We start from the raw sequence: 12,829 nt of genomic DNA, 5'->3' as shown, positions 1-12,829 counted from the left end.
CGGCGCCGCCGCCGAACCCTCCCCCCTTTGCGGGGGAGGGTGGCGAACGAAGTGAGCCGGGAGAGGGGACGCCGCTTCCGGAGAGGTCGCGCCCGTGATGACGGGCGATATACCCGGTAACGTCGCGCTGCCCCTCTTGCGGGACTTCGTCCCGGCCCGACCCGTGCGGACGCTGGGGCCGCCCTCCCCCGCAGAAGGGGGAGGGTTCGCGCTCAGGGCCGGTCGCGCCTCATTCGGCGACGACGGCCGCGCGACAAACTGGCATTGGTGCTCACGCTCCCTTGCCGGCCCTCGCCCCGGCTCCATACCCTCGCGAGCGGCCTCCCGGCGGGACGGTCCGCACCTCCCGCGAGGCCGCATGCCCGACCTGTTCAGCCCCTTCACCCTGAAGGACGTCACGCTCCGCAACCGGATCGCGATGTCGCCGATGACCATGCATCGCTCGGTCGACGGGGTGGTGGGCGACTACCACGTCATGTTGTACGGCTCGCGGGCGGCCGGCGGGTTCGGCCTCGTCTTTCCCGAGCAGATCGCCATCACGCCGGAGGGGCGCACCACCAGCGCCTGCGCGGGGATCTGGGACGACCGGCACGTCGAGGGCCTCGCTCGCGTCACCCGCATCATCAAGGAGATGGGCGGGGTCCCGGCGATCCAGCTCGGCCATACCGGGCGGAAGGGCAGCGAGCAGAAGCCCTGGGAGGGCAAGCTGCAACTGCCGCCCGACCACCCGGACGGCTGGCAGCTCAAGGCCCCCTCCCCGATCTCGTATGGCGGCCGCTACACCTACCCGGTCGAGGCGCTGAGCGTCGCGGAGATCGCCGGCATCCACCAAGCCTACGCGGACGCCGCGCGCCGGGCGGTCGCGGCCGGGTTCGAGTGGCTGGAGATGCACTTCGCCCACGGCTATCTCGGCGCCAGCTTCTTCTCGCCGCTCGCCAACCAGCGCGACGACCGCTACGGCGGCTCGTTCGACAACCGGTTGCGCTTCCACCTCGAGGCGCTCGACGCCGTGCGGGCGGTGTGGCCCGAGCGCCTGCCGCTGACCATGCGGCTCGGCTCCGACGACCTCCACCCCGACGGCGTGCAGTTCGACGAGGCGGTGGCGGCGGTCGGCCGGATGACGGCGCACGGTCTCGACCTCGCCGACCTGTCGATCGGCTTCAACACCGACGCGATGACCGACCCGCCCTTCGCCCGCATGGCGTTCATGGTCGAGCGCGGCGCGCGGGTTCGGCGCGAGGTCGGGATCCCGGTTGGCGTGAGCTGGAATCTCGGCCTGCCGGCGGTGGCCGACCGGGTGATCCGCGACGAACTGATCGACCTCGTCTTCCTCGGCCGCCCGGCCCTGTCGAACCCGCACTGGCCGGTCTGGGCGGCGCGGGAGCTCGCGCATCCCGACCCCTTCGCCCTGGTGCCGGAGGATTGGGGCTGGTGGCTGCGCAACTTCCGCGCCCACGAGGCCTGCATCGGCTGGCCCGCCCCGGGTGCGGGGACCGCCTGACCGGCCGGGACCAGCCCTCCGCACGAGACGCGGAATCGTCAGCGTCGGCAGCGCCTTGAACGAGAAAAACCCGGCTGCTTCCCAGCGGTTTTTTGCAGATTGTCCCGTCACGCTGCCGATGACGACAAATATTTTCGCGGACGCCTTGCTATCTGGATTTAAATAAATTACTGATGACGGATCGATTGTTGGCCTGATTACCGAGCCTCTCCGCCGCCTCGTGCCGGCGCAAGCTCTGCCACTCGCTCCAAATCCGTCGATTGAATCGAGCCTTGGCGCTGCGAACCCGCGCGCCGAGCTCCGCCATATGCTTGCAGATCATGGATACGACAATGACGACCGGCACCGTGAAGTGGTTCAACGTCCAAAAGGGTTTCGGCTTCATCCAACCGGATGACGGCGGCAAGGACGTGTTCGTGCACATCTCCGCCGTCGAGCGGTCGGGCATGCAGTCCCTCAACGAGGGCCAGAAGATCTCCTACGAGATGGAGACCGACCGTCGCAGCGGCAAGCAGTCCGCCGGCAACCTGCGCGCCGCGTAAGGTTTTTTGCGATCGGGATGCGGATGGTTTCAGCCGCATCTCCCCACCCGTACGCGATGCGGGCCAGACCTCCAACAGATTGTTCCTGAGTGAATTTCACGTTCAGTTCCGAGACCCGTTCCGACCAGGCGCGCGTCGAGCCCGCCACGTTCCAGGTGCAGCAGATCTGGCAGCATGCCGGCGGCACGCCGCGCGACGTCAGCCACCTGATCGACCGGACCTACCGCTATCACTCGGTGCGGGAGCTGCATTGGCACCTCGCCGACCGGTTCGCGCGCCCGGTCCGTTCCCTCGCCATCAGCCGGGTCTGAGCGATGGGCAAGTTCAAGGAAGCACCCCTGGGTGACCGCCTCGGTACCGCCGCGGCCGCCCGCCAGGCGATGCTCGGCCGGTTCCAGGCCCGCAGCACCGCCGACGATCCGGCGCTCATCGCCCGCCGCGCCGAGCGCCAGGCCGTCGCCGAGGCCCGCGCCACCCGTCAGGCCGAGCGCGACGCCGAGCGCGCGGTCCAGGAGGCCGAGCGGCTCGTCCGCGAAACCGAGGCCCGGGCCGAGGAGGCACGTCAGCGCGAGGTCGCCGCGGCGGACGAGATCCGGCTCGCCGCCGAGGCCGCCGTCGCGGCCGAGCAGCGCGAGGTCGACCAGAAGGCCGCCCGCGACGCCCGCTACGCCGCCCGCAAGGCGCGCAAGCGGGGCTGATCCCCGGCACCGGGGGGCTGCCCCGGCCCCACGTCAACCAGGAAGGGATCGGCCCGATGCCGTACAAGTTCAAACTCCACCAGCAGGTGCGGATGGTGCGCTCCGGGATCTCCGACGCGCTGGCCAGCGACATCGACGTGTTCGAGGTCGTGCGGCTGATGCCGGAGGACCGCAGCGGCGAGGCCGCCTACCGCATCCGGTCGATGAAGGGCGAGCGCGCTGTGCGCGAGAGCGAGATCGTCGCCCTGCACTGAGGATCCGCCCACCGGCCCACGCCTGTGGCCACGTCGCCACAGCGGCGGCAAGAGGCGGGAGGGAGGCAATAAACGGCTGCCTTCGCTCGTCTATCCGGGCAGGGGGAGTCTACCCGCGCACGCCGTCCTGCGGCGGTCGGGCTCCCGATGGGAGAGCCCGCCCCGTGACCCGTCTCCGCCGTTTCCTGCTCCCCGCGCTCTGGCTCGCCGCCTGCCCCCTGCCGGCGGCGGCGCAGGTCGAGCAGGACGGGCAGTTCTGGATCAACGCCACGGCCTTCGGCAGCATCGGGTCGTTCGCGGTTTTCGCCGAGGTGCAGCCGCGCTTCGGCGATGGTCCCTCGCGGCTCGACCAGCTCATCGTGCGCCCGGCCGTCGGCTGGGCGATCAACGACGCGCTCACCCTCTACCAGGGCTATGCCCGGGTCGAGTCCACCCCGCTGACCGGGCGGTCCTGCTCGGAGGACCGCAGCTTCCAGCAGGTCGGCTGGGAGATCGGGACGATCGAGCGGGTGAAGCTCTCCTCCCGCACGCGGTTCGAGCAACGGTTCCAGACCAACGGCCGCGACACCGGGTTTCGCCTGCGCCAGATGCTGCGCGCCGCCGTGCCCCTGACCGACGAGACGCGGGGCGTCGCCGCCGTCGCCTGGACCGAGGTCTTCGCCGCGCTCAACGACACCGACTGGGGCGCGCGGGCCGGATTCGACCGCGTCCGCACCTTCGTCGGGCTGGAAATCCCGCTTCAGGGGCGGTCGACCCTGGAATTCGGCTACATGAACCAGACCGCCCGGGCCCCGGCCGGGCGCGTCGCGATGGACCACATCGTCTCGCTGAACCTCTTCCTGCGCCAGTGATACCCGTCCCGCCGGACCTACAGGTAGCTCAGCACCGGGTGGCGCCCGCGCCGCTTCACCCCCACCATCCACCGGCAGGCGCCGTAGAGCGGCAGGGCGAGGAGCGCCGCGATCAGCCAGAGCTGCCACGGCGCGTCCGCCGAGACCCGGCCCTCCGCCCCGAAGCCGAGGGCGAGGAGGAGGTCGTGGAGCCCGCGCAGCAGCCACAGATGCGCCAGGTAGAAGAACAGCGGAGCGCCGCCGAACACCGTGAGCCAGGCCAGGCGCCGGGCCGGCAGCGCCTCGAGCAGGGCGAGCAGCACAAGCCCGAGGCCGAGGGTGGCGAGCAGGAAATCGGCCGAGGGCGGGTACTTGGTGAGGTTGAGGAACGACAGGGCGCTCGCGCCGAGATCCGCCCCGGCTCGCCACGGCGTCGGATCGCCGTAGCCGTTCAGGCCCCGCAGCACGAGGAACGACGCCAGGGCGGCGGCCCCGAGCGCCAGGAGCCGGCGGCGGCGAACCCCCGCCTCCAGGGCGTACCACGGGCCGAGCGCGTAGCCCGCCGCCGCGACGCCGATCCAGGGCAGGACCGGGTAGGAGGTGCGGGCCACGCCCCAGGGCAGCGGGATGAAGCCGCGCTGGTGCAGGATCGACCACGCGACGTAGCCCGGTTGGCCGGGCGCCAGCACGATCCCGTCGAGGAGGTTGTGCCCGAGCATGACGACGAGCGCGACCGCGACGAGGACCGGCCGGGGCAGCCGGATCAGTCCTGCAAGCGCGATCATGCCGAGCCCGATCGCCCAGATCACCTGCAGGTAGAGGACCGGCGGCAGCAGGCTGCGGGTCCAGGCGAGGTTCACGAGGGTGAGCTCGAGCGCGATCAGGAACAGGCCACGGGTGAGGAGGAAGCGCGAGGCCGCCCCCGGGCCGTGGCGGCCGGCATAGAGGCTGGCCGAGAGCCCGGTGAGGAGAAGGAAGACCGGCGCGCACAGATGCGCGGTGAGCCGCGTCGTTGCGAGGCCGGGCGGGGTGACCGCGAGGTCCATCGGGTCGCGGACCTGGGCGTGCAGGAAGAAGAACTCGCGGACGTGGTCGACCAGCATCAGCAGCATGACGAGGCCGCGCAGCGCGTCGATCGCGGCGATGCGCGGCGGGCGGGGGCCGGCGGTCACGAGGCGGCCTCGTCAGCGAGCCGCGACAGGAGCCGGCGCACGTCCGGCGGCGTCCAGACCCGGCCGCCGCGGGGCTTGGGGATCCCGCGCCGGGTCAGGCAGGCGGCGATGCCCTCGGGCGTCGCCCCGGCTTCCGCCGTGATGGCGGCGAGCACCGGGGCGAGGCGCTGGCGGTAGCCCCGGGCGCGGGTGGCCGCCGCGTCCCGGCCGGCATCGCCCCTGCGCGCGGGCGCGCCCGCATCGCCCAGGCGGGCGGGGGCGGCCATCAGAACCGCACCGACAGGGTGCCGGTGAAGCGGCGCGGCGTGCCCGGAAACACCCTGAAGACGTTGAGTGAGCTCGCGTAATAGGTGGTGTCGAAGACGTTCTCGACGTTCAGGCCGAAGCGGAAATTCTCCCACTTGTAGTAGGCCAGCGCATCGACCGCGATGTAGCCCGGCAGCCGGAAGGCGCCGCCATTCGCGTCGCCGGCCCGTTCGCCGACCGCCCGCGCGCCGCCGCCGATCCCGAATCCCTTCCAGGGTCCCTCCTGCGCCTCGTAGACGGCGAGCAGGCTGCCCGAATGGCGCGGCACATTGATGAGGGGCGCGCCGACCGGCAGCACGTTGTCCTTGGTGACCACCGCGTCGGCGAAGACGTAGCCGGCCAGGACCTTGACCGAGGGCGAGAGCTGGCCGGCCGCCGTGAACTCGAAGCCCTGGCTGCGCACCGCGCCGGCGGCGATCGAGAAACCGCTGTTGTTGGGATCCGCGGTGAGCACGTTCTGACGCTCGACCCGGAAGGCGGCGCCCGTCAGGCTCAAGGCGCCGCCGTAGAGGTCGAGCTTGGTGCCGACCTCGTAGCCGAGGCCGGTCTCCGGCGCGAACGGGCCGTTGAACGAGGAGGCCGCGGCGTCCGGCCCGATATTCGGCCGGAAGCTCGTGCCGACATTGGCGTAGAGCGACAGTTCCGGCAGCGGCTGGTAGACGAGGCCGGCCCGGGGCGTGGCGGCGAAGTAGGTCTGGTCGCTCCGGACCCCGGTGCTGCGCTCGCGGAACGCCTGCTCGAAGAAATCGAACCGCACGCCGACCATCGCCTTCCACTCGGGCGACAGCGCGATCTGGTCCTGGGCGTAGAGCGCGGTGTTGGTGACCTGCTCGATGCCGTTGGTCTGGCGCGTGTAGTTCGGAAGCGGCTGGCCGTAGGCCGGGGCGTAGATGTCGAGCGAATACGGGTTCGTGCGGGTGTTGGAGCGGATCTGCTGGTAGGTGCCGTCGGTGCTCTCGCGCTCGAAGCCGAGCAGCACGGTGTGGCCGATCCCGGCGGTGTCGAAGCGTCCGACCAGCTCGGCCTGGCCGAGCGCGATGTCGGCGCGGTAGTTGCGGTAGTTGCGGTCGCGCAGGACGGTGCGGTTGTCGGCGGCGATGCCCCGCACCTCGACCGCCTCGCCGGTGAGCGAGTTGGAGTTGAGATAGGTGGCAAGCCGCATCTGCCAGTCGGCGTCGAAGCGGTGGTCGACCCGGATCTGCATCGAGTCGTTGGTCTGGTAGATGCTCTGGCCCGGCTCGCCGAGGAAGCGCGAGATCGGCAGGAAGCCGAGCCGGTTGTTGATCGCGATGACGCCGCGGTCGAACACCGTGCGGTTGCGCAGGAACTCGGTCTCGACCGTCACCTTGGTGTCGGGCGTGACCTGCCAGCTCACGACGGGAGCGACGAACAGCCGGTCGCCATCGACGAAATCGCGGAAGCTGTTCTGCCGCCCGGCCGCGAGGTTGAAGCGGTAGAGGAGCGTGCCGTCCTCGTTCAGCGCGCCGCCGGAATCCACCGTGCCGCGGACCTCCTCGAACGAGCCCCACAGCCCGCCCATCTCGACGAAGCGCTCGGCCGTCGGCTGCTTGGTGATGATGTTGACGAGGCCGCCCGGGTCGCTGCGCCCGAACAGGCCGCCGCCGGGGCCCTTCAGCACCTCGATCCGCTCGACGTTCTGGGTGTCGGGCGGCGGTGGGAAGCCGCGGTTGAGCGGAAAACCGTTCTTGTACAATTCCGAGGTGGTGACGCCCCGGATGGCGTAGCTGAAGATGGTCAGCCCGCCGAAATTGTTCTGCAGGGCCACGCCCGGCGTGTAGGTGAGGACGCGGTCGATCCGGGTGGCGGCGAGATCGGTGATGACCTCGCGCGGCGCCACGGTGACGACCTGGGGCACGTCGCGCTGGAGCGTGTCGGTCTTGGTGCTGCTGACCGCGCGGTCGGCCCGGAAGCCCGCGGTCGGGCCGATGAGGCCTATCGTGCCGGACGCCGTAGTCGGAAGCGTCGGCAGGCCCGGTGCCGCGGCGGCCGGGCGCGGGCCCTCCACCACGACTTCGTCGAGGGCGATGCTCTCCTGGGCGCGGGCCGCGGGCGCGGCGAGACCGACGGCGACGGCGCCCGCCAGGGCGGTGCAGCGGCGACGGCGGGAGGGCGCAGGATGGCGAAGCGGCGGACGGGTTCTCACGAAGCACACTCGATGTTGCCGTGCGGGGCGGACGGACGAGCGGCAGGCGGCATCCCGCGTTCCTAGAACGCGGCAGCCGGACCCGAGCGCTCCCCCGGGCCGCACCGCCCGCAGGACGTGACCGCGCCGACGTGGCGCGCGCCGAAGGCAGGTCTCCTGGCTCGCGGATCGTCGCTCCCGCCTGGCCTTCCCGGTGCGGCGCACCAGTGACCGTCGGCGGCGGGATCTCTCCGCTCACAGTTGCGGGGGCAGCCCCGGTTTGGCCCGAACGGTCTTGTCCGACCGAGCGCACCGGGTTCCCTCTTAGCCCCGGGCGTGACGCCCGGGGAACCTTGGCTGCCGTGAAAGTGCCACGGTCGCCGCGCTGCAGCAATAGACCGGAAACGCATTGTAATAACGTTGCGCATCCTGTGTCCACAGGAACACAACGGATCTCGCCTTGTCAGAGCTCAGGGCGTGCCGACCTGCCGCAGGTACGCGGCGGTCGCCGGATGGAGCCACGCGGCCGGGACCGCCGCCGCGAGGTCGCGGGGATCGCTCGGACGCTCGTGCGGCTGACGCCGCGCCAAGGCCGGCCGCGCCGCGTCGATCGCCGCGACGAGGCGGGCGACGGCCGCCGGGTCGAGCCCGGGCCGGCCGAGGATGAAGCTCCACGACCCCACCGTCTCGATCGCCGCGGCCTGCCCCGGAAAGGTGCCGGCCGGCACGGTCATGCGGCGTAGGGACGGGCTCGCGGCGAGGATCGCGGGGATCGCGTTCAAGGGGGGGCCGAGGAATCGCGCCCCGCCGGGTGCCGTGGCCGCGGCCCGAAAGCCCGGCCATCCGGTGCCGCCGCCCCACAGCGCCGCGGCGCGACCGTCGCGCAGCATCGCCGGGCCGTCGCCGGCATGGTCGAGGAGGACGGGCCGGATGTCGTGGTCAGGGTCGAGGCCCGCGCCGCGTAAAACAGTGCGGCCCATGGCGGTAAGGCCGGAGCTGCGGGTACCGAGCGCCACCGGCCGGCCGCGCAGGTCGTCGAATGCCTGAATCGGCCCGTCCGCCGGGACCACGAACAGGCCCGGCGCCGAATAGACCGGAGCGACCACGGTGACGGCCGGCGCAGCCCCCTGCCCCGCCAGGGCCTCGTAGGCGTACTCGCCCTGGACGAGGCCGAGGTCGACGCGGCCCCCGCGCAGGAGGTCGAGGTTCTCGGTCGAGCCCTTGCTCGCCCGCAACTCCAGGGTGATGTCCGGGCTCGTCTCCCGGATCGCCGCCGCCAGCGCCTCGCCGTAGGCCGGGAAACCGCCGCCGGGCGTAGCGGTGGCGAGAACGAGGTGGAGCGGTTCCTTGGGCGCCTCCTGCCCCCCCTCCCCGGCGCGGGCGGGCGGATGGACGAGACCGATCAGGGCCAGGACCGCGAGGAGGCGGCGCCACGACGGAGCGCTCGGCGGGCGCCTCGACCCCGAGCAGGTTTCGCCGAAGCGGTGACCAGTTCGGCGCCGAAAACCTGCGACGAACCAGGAATTTGAGCGGGCGAAGCGTCGGCCTGCCGACGCAAGTCTGCTGAGGCCGTCATGGCGATGCTCGTTCATCCGCGACCTCGTCCCACGCTCCGAAGATCGAAGTCGTCGACGTGTCTTAGATCTCCCGCACCCGGCGACCAACCGATTCGGCACCCGGCGCGACGGCTGTCCTCAGGCGCTGAGCCGGCGCGTGGCGAACGGGTCGGCGGCCACGAGGTTGCGGGCCATCGCCTCCTGCTCGGCATCCAGGATCGCCTGGGCGATGCGGCTCACGAGATCGCAGCTCGCGGCGTCGAGCGCGGCGTCATCGCCGGCCCGCGCCGCCACGGCGAGCGCGGAGCCTTCCTGCAGCACGATCGAGCGGGCGGTGCGGATCGCGTCCGCGACGGCTTCGTAGGGGCGGGGCATCGGCCAACTCCACGGGGTTGACGGCAGCGCCGCACGGCTGCCGTCGGGTCATCGAAACCCCGAGGCCTGGGAAAGTGTTCCGGGGTGCGGCAGGCCGGGACGCCGCACCCCGTAAGGCCTTCGGATCCGTGCGGGATCACGGATGCCCCATCGCCGCCAGCGTCCGGCCGTCGCTGCCGATGTCGTCCGGGCCGGTCATGCCGAGCAGCTCGATCAGCCGCCCGCGCGCCCGGCTGACCCGGCTCTTGATCGTGCCGACGGCGACGCCGCAGATCTCGGCCGCCTCCTCGTAGGTGAAGTTCTGGGCCCCCACCAGCACCAGCGCCTCGCGCTGGCTCGCCGGCAGGGTGCTCAGCGCCGCCTGGAAGGCGGACAGCTCGACCCGCGCCTCCTGGTCCGGCAGGGCCGTGAGTCGGCCCGCCATCACCCCGTCGGCATCCTCGACCTCGCGCCGGCGCTTGCGCTGCTCGGAGTAGAACAGGTTGCGCAGGATGGTGAACAGCCAGGCGTAGAGGTTGGTGCCGGGGGTGAAGCTGTCGGCCTTGGTCCAGGCGCGCACCAGGGTGTCCTGGACGAGGTCGTCGCTGCGGTCGAGGTCGCGGGTCAGCGAGAACGCGAAGGCGCGCAACGCCGGGATCGCACCGAGCAGCAGGGCGCGCATCTCGGGATCGACTTGTGTCATCGCGGACGTCATCGCGCATCCTCCTGCCCGGTGGGGTCGGCGGCGGGCGCGTCCGGCGGGGCCGCGTCTCCCGCGGTGGCGGCTTCGAGCCCGGCGAGCAGGGCGGCGAACCGGTCCGGCACGGGTGCGTTGAGGAGGTCGGCATAGTGGGCCCGCAGCGCCCGCCCGAGGCGGCGCTGCGTCTCGGTGTCGAGCTCGCCCCGTCCGTCGGGCCGGCCGCGGGATCGCGGCTCCGGTCCGGCCGGAGCGTCGGTGTCGGTCACGTCATCGCGCATCGCCGCATCGCCTCGCGGCTGCCGGTGGCCGGGCCACGGCGGACGGACTTGCCCACCGAAGCCCGGCGCTCCGGTCGGGAGCCGCCTCTCGCTTCGTTGGTGCCGCAATAAAGCCGTGGATTTTAATGCGATCTGAAAACGGTATTCAGCCAATCTTAATCAAGGCTTGGCTGTAGAGCTCCGGATCGTCTGTCCCGCTCGACAAGCTCGACCGGAAGCTCTGCTGGGAGACATCCCGCGTCGACGGTGGAACGACAGAGGCGCGTCGAACCGGGCGGCACGGCGCCGTCCGGGACGTGCGTTGCACATCCGCACCGGGGAGCGACGCCGCACGAGGGTGTGACCTGACAGCGCTTGCCGGGCGGCCGGCGGCATCTACCCTAAGGGGCCATGACCTCCATCGGGAATGACACCTTGACCCCGACGTCGCTTCGTGTGCCCGCCGCCGCCGCGGCTCTCCTCACGCTCCTGGCCGTCACCCCGGCCCTCGCCCAACGGGACGACCAGGGCCTGCAGATGAACTGCGCCGGGGACTACTTCAAACTCTGCGCCGGCGCCGACCCGGACAGCCCCGAGGTCGAGCGCTGCTTTGCCCGCAACCGCGCCAAGCTCTCGGCCCAGTGCCGCGCCGCGATCACCGCCTACGACCGCAAGACCGGCGGCAAGGGGGACGAGCAATAAGAGCAACGGGGCTTACGGGGGACCGCACGGTCCCCCGGGTCCCGTCGGGAAAATGACCGTCCGCTACAGTGGCCGGTCGAGCCGCAGGATGCGGCAGGGCTCGCCCGCCCGGGCGGCCGGCGCGTGGGGCGCGCGGATCAGCAGCGCCTCGGAGCGCGCCAGCACCGAGAGCATCGAGGAATCCTGGCGCTCGGCCGGGTGGACCACCGGCAGCCGGTCCGGCGCGGTGTCGAGCGCCGCGCGCATGTAGTCCTGGCGGCCGTCATTGGCCGGCAGGTCGCGCCCGAGGAGGGCCGGCTCGCTGCGGTCGGTCCCCGCCTCGGGGTCGCCGAGGAGCGCCCGGATCAGCGGGTGGACGAAGAGCAGCCCGCACACCACCGACGAGACCGGGTTGCCGGGAAGTCCCAGCACCGCCATCCCGCCGAGGCGCCCGTGCATCAGCGGCTTGCCGGGCCGCAGCGCGATGCGCCAGAAGCCGAGATCGAGCCCCTGGCGGGTGAGCGCCGACTGGACGAGGTCGTGGTCGCCGACCGAGGCGCCGCCGAGCGTGACCAGCAGGTCGGCCTTCTCGTCGCGGGCACGGCCGATCGCGGCCTCGAGGGCGGCGAAGCTGTCGCCGGCGATGCCGAGATCGATCGCCTCGGCGCCTGCGGATTCGGCCATCGCGGCGAGCGCCAGCCCGTTCGAGGCGACGATCTGGTCCCATTCCGCCGGTTCGCCCGGCCGCACCAGCTCGTCGCCGGTGGCGAGCACCGCGACCCGGGGACGGCGACGCACGCGCAGGCTCGGATGGCCGCCGGCGGCGGCGAGCGCGACGCGCCAGCCGTCGAGGCGCTCGCCGGCGGCCAGCAGCCGGTCGCCCTCGCGAAAGTCGAGCCCGCTGCCGCGGATGTGGCGCCCCGGCGGGTTGCCGGCCCGGGCCAGCACGGTATCGCCGTCGGCTTGCGTGTCCTCCTGGATCACCACCGTGTCGGCGCCGGCCGGCAGCGGCGCGCCGGTGAAGATGCGGATCGCCTCACCCTGCCCCACCGGGCCGCGGGCGCCGTGGCCGGCGGCGCTGGTGGCGGTCACCCGCAGGCGCACCGGCGCCTCGGGCGAGGCGCCCGCCACGTCGGCGGCGCGCACGGCGTAGCCGTCCATGGCGGAGGTCGAGAAGGGCGGCTGGGTGCGCAGCGCCCGGACGTCCTCGGCGAGGGTGCGGCCGGCGGCCTGGGTGATCGGGATCGTCTCGGCCTCGACTGGACGGGCGCCGGCGAGGATGCGCGCCAGGGCTTCGGCGACGGGCAGGAGGGCGCTCATTCGCCGGCCTCACGGCCGGCGGAGGCCTCCCAGACGCCCGAGCGGCCGCCGCTCTTGTGCAGGAGGCGCACGCCCTCGACCCGCATGCCCCGGTCGGCGGCCTTCACCATGTCGTAGACCGTGAGGCAGGCGACCGACACGGCGGTCAGCGCCTCCATCTCGACCCCGGTCGGGCCCTGCACCCGCACCTCCGCGGTGATGCGGATGCCCGGCAGGCTCTCGTCGGGCTCGCACTCGACCCGGACCTTGGTCAGCAGCAGCGGGTGGCAGAGCGGGATCAGCTCGTGGGTGCGCTTGGCCGCCATGATACCGGCGAGTCGCGCGGTGCCGAGCACGTCGCCCTTCTTGGCATCGCCCTCGCGGATCAGCCGCAGGGTCTCGGGGTTCATCACCACCAGGCCCTCGGCACGGGCGGCGCGGTCGGTCGCCGGCTTGTCGGTGACGTCGACCATGTTGGCGGCGCCGGCGGCGTCGAGATGCGTCAGGGTCGGCATGGCCTGGCTCCGCGAGAACGT

The 12,829-nt window shown here is 72.3% G+C and carries 16 protein-coding genes and 1 riboswitch; of the genes, 7 read left to right on the top strand and 9 right to left on the bottom strand.

What is annotated here, in order from left to right; genetic code table 11:
• Nucleotides 1-358: 358 nt before the first annotated feature.
• The 6 genes from BMX97_RS23625 (at nt 359) to BMX97_RS23600 (ending at nt 3,846) form a co-directional block, all read left to right on the top strand.
• Nucleotides 359-1,501 carry an oxidoreductase gene (locus BMX97_RS23625; protein ID WP_091753671.1) on the top strand — a complete coding sequence of 381 codons (1,143 nt, stop codon included), beginning with the start codon at nt 359-361 and terminating at the stop codon, nt 1,499-1,501.
• 332 nt (nt 1,502-1,833) lie between these two features.
• The gene (locus tag BMX97_RS23620; protein ID WP_060848484.1) at nt 1,834-2,043 is read left to right on the top strand and encodes a cold-shock protein; all 210 of its coding nucleotides are present in this window, start codon (nt 1,834-1,836) and stop codon (nt 2,041-2,043) included.
• An 89-nt stretch (nt 2,044-2,132) separates the two neighbouring features.
• Nucleotides 2,133-2,354 carry a hypothetical protein gene (locus BMX97_RS23615; RefSeq protein WP_091753670.1) on the top strand — a complete coding sequence of 74 codons (222 nt, stop codon included), beginning with the start codon at nt 2,133-2,135 and terminating at the stop codon, nt 2,352-2,354.
• 3 nt (nt 2,355-2,357) lie between these two features.
• Nucleotides 2,358-2,741 carry a DUF6481 family protein gene (locus tag BMX97_RS23610; protein WP_177202328.1) on the top strand — a complete coding sequence of 128 codons (384 nt, stop codon included), beginning with the start codon at nt 2,358-2,360 and terminating at the stop codon, nt 2,739-2,741.
• A 56-nt stretch (nt 2,742-2,797) separates the two neighbouring features.
• Nucleotides 2,798-2,995, top strand: coding sequence for a hypothetical protein (locus BMX97_RS23605; RefSeq protein ID WP_048431137.1), 198 nt, complete (start codon nt 2,798-2,800; stop codon nt 2,993-2,995).
• A 164-nt stretch (nt 2,996-3,159) separates the two neighbouring features.
• Complete coding sequence (locus BMX97_RS23600) at nt 3,160-3,846, top strand: DUF2490 domain-containing protein (RefSeq protein ID WP_091753669.1); 687 nt, start codon at nt 3,160-3,162, stop codon at nt 3,844-3,846.
• 17 nt (nt 3,847-3,863) lie between these two features.
• Here the strand turns inward: BMX97_RS23600 and BMX97_RS23595 are convergent, their stop codons facing one another.
• The 7 genes from BMX97_RS23595 to BMX97_RS23565 form a co-directional block, all read right to left on the bottom strand.
• Entirely contained in the window at nt 3,864-4,997 is a 1,134-nt protein-coding gene (locus BMX97_RS23595) for an acetyltransferase domain-containing protein (RefSeq protein WP_280142812.1), read from the bottom strand.
• Nucleotides 4,994-5,263 (bottom strand): hypothetical protein, encoded by a 270-nt coding sequence (locus BMX97_RS23590; RefSeq protein WP_091753668.1) that lies wholly within the window; start codon nt 5,261-5,263, stop codon nt 4,994-4,996. The genes BMX97_RS23595 and BMX97_RS23590 overlap by 4 nt, the downstream gene beginning before the upstream one ends.
• Nucleotides 5,263-7,407: a TonB-dependent siderophore receptor gene (locus BMX97_RS23585; protein ID WP_177202334.1), complete on the bottom strand. Its 2,145-nt coding sequence runs from the start codon at nt 7,405-7,407 to the stop codon at nt 5,263-5,265. Before BMX97_RS23585 ends, BMX97_RS23590 begins: the two co-directional genes overlap by 1 nt.
• Before the next feature lie 188 nt (nt 7,408-7,595).
• A riboswitch (cobalamin riboswitch) is annotated at nt 7,596-7,817 on the bottom strand.
• A gap of 99 nt (nt 7,818-7,916) precedes the next feature.
• The gene (locus BMX97_RS23580; protein WP_091753666.1) at nt 7,917-9,038 is read right to left on the bottom strand and encodes a TAXI family TRAP transporter solute-binding subunit; all 1,122 of its coding nucleotides are present in this window, start codon (nt 9,036-9,038) and stop codon (nt 7,917-7,919) included.
• Nucleotides 9,039-9,140: 102 nt separating this feature from the next.
• A complete protein-coding gene (locus tag BMX97_RS23575) occupies nt 9,141-9,377 on the bottom strand; it encodes a hypothetical protein (protein ID WP_060848478.1) in 237 nt (78 codons plus the stop codon).
• Between the two features lie 136 nt (nt 9,378-9,513).
• The gene (locus tag BMX97_RS23570; RefSeq protein WP_060849540.1) at nt 9,514-10,059 is read right to left on the bottom strand and encodes a sigma-70 family RNA polymerase sigma factor; all 546 of its coding nucleotides are present in this window, start codon (nt 10,057-10,059) and stop codon (nt 9,514-9,516) included.
• Nucleotides 10,060-10,067: 8 nt separating this feature from the next.
• Entirely contained in the window at nt 10,068-10,334 is a 267-nt protein-coding gene (locus tag BMX97_RS23565) for a NepR family anti-sigma factor (RefSeq protein WP_091753665.1), read from the bottom strand.
• Between the two features lie 390 nt (nt 10,335-10,724).
• Here BMX97_RS23565 and BMX97_RS23560 point away from each other — a divergent pair, with 390 nt between their 5' ends.
• The gene (locus BMX97_RS23560; protein ID WP_091753664.1) at nt 10,725-11,015 is read left to right on the top strand and encodes a hypothetical protein; all 291 of its coding nucleotides are present in this window, start codon (nt 10,725-10,727) and stop codon (nt 11,013-11,015) included.
• Nucleotides 11,016-11,078: 63 nt separating this feature from the next.
• Here the strand turns inward: BMX97_RS23560 and glp are convergent, their stop codons facing one another.
• Nucleotides 11,079-12,314, bottom strand: coding sequence for a molybdopterin molybdotransferase MoeA (glp, locus tag BMX97_RS23555; RefSeq protein WP_091753663.1), 1,236 nt, complete (start codon nt 12,312-12,314; stop codon nt 11,079-11,081).
• Nucleotides 12,311-12,808, bottom strand: coding sequence for a cyclic pyranopterin monophosphate synthase MoaC (gene moaC / locus BMX97_RS23550; protein ID WP_091753662.1), 498 nt, complete (start codon nt 12,806-12,808; stop codon nt 12,311-12,313). Before moaC ends, glp begins: the two co-directional genes overlap by 4 nt.
• Nucleotides 12,809-12,829 lie beyond the last annotated feature (21 nt).

Origin of the sequence: Methylobacterium sp. ap11 (genome assembly GCF_900110515.1) — a bacterium.
Classification (GTDB): Bacteria; Pseudomonadota; Alphaproteobacteria; order Rhizobiales; family Beijerinckiaceae; genus Methylobacterium; species Methylobacterium ajmalii.
Note: the sequence above shows the minus strand (reverse complement) of the source record. Positions and strands in the feature narration are given on the sequence as shown.

Excerpts from the sequence above, each read along its gene's own strand:
- BMX97_RS23625 (WP_091753671.1), top strand. The coding sequence starts at position 359 with ATGCCCGACCTGTTCAGCCCCTTCACCCTGAAGGACGTCACGCTCCGC.
- BMX97_RS23570 (WP_060849540.1), bottom strand. The coding sequence starts at position 10,059 with ATGACACAAGTCGATCCCGAGATGCGCGCCCTGCTGCTCGGTGCGATC.
- moaC (WP_091753662.1), bottom strand. The coding sequence starts at position 12,808 with ATGCCGACCCTGACGCATCTCGACGCCGCCGGCGCCGCCAACATGGTC.
- BMX97_RS23560 (WP_091753664.1), top strand. The coding sequence starts at position 10,725 with ATGACCTCCATCGGGAATGACACCTTGACCCCGACGTCGCTTCGTGTG.
- glp (WP_091753663.1), bottom strand. The coding sequence starts at position 12,314 with ATGAGCGCCCTCCTGCCCGTCGCCGAAGCCCTGGCGCGCATCCTCGCC.
- BMX97_RS23580 (WP_091753666.1), bottom strand. The coding sequence starts at position 9,038 with ATGAACGAGCATCGCCATGACGGCCTCAGCAGACTTGCGTCGGCAGGC.
- BMX97_RS23620 (WP_060848484.1), top strand. The coding sequence starts at position 1,834 with ATGACGACCGGCACCGTGAAGTGGTTCAACGTCCAAAAGGGTTTCGGC.
- BMX97_RS23590 (WP_091753668.1), bottom strand. The coding sequence starts at position 5,263 with ATGGCCGCCCCCGCCCGCCTGGGCGATGCGGGCGCGCCCGCGCGCAGG.
- BMX97_RS23565 (WP_091753665.1), bottom strand. The coding sequence starts at position 10,334 with ATGCGCGATGACGTGACCGACACCGACGCTCCGGCCGGACCGGAGCCG.
- BMX97_RS23610 (WP_177202328.1), top strand. The coding sequence starts at position 2,358 with ATGGGCAAGTTCAAGGAAGCACCCCTGGGTGACCGCCTCGGTACCGCC.
- BMX97_RS23605 (WP_048431137.1), top strand. The coding sequence starts at position 2,798 with ATGCCGTACAAGTTCAAACTCCACCAGCAGGTGCGGATGGTGCGCTCC.
- BMX97_RS23575 (WP_060848478.1), bottom strand. The coding sequence starts at position 9,377 with ATGCCCCGCCCCTACGAAGCCGTCGCGGACGCGATCCGCACCGCCCGC.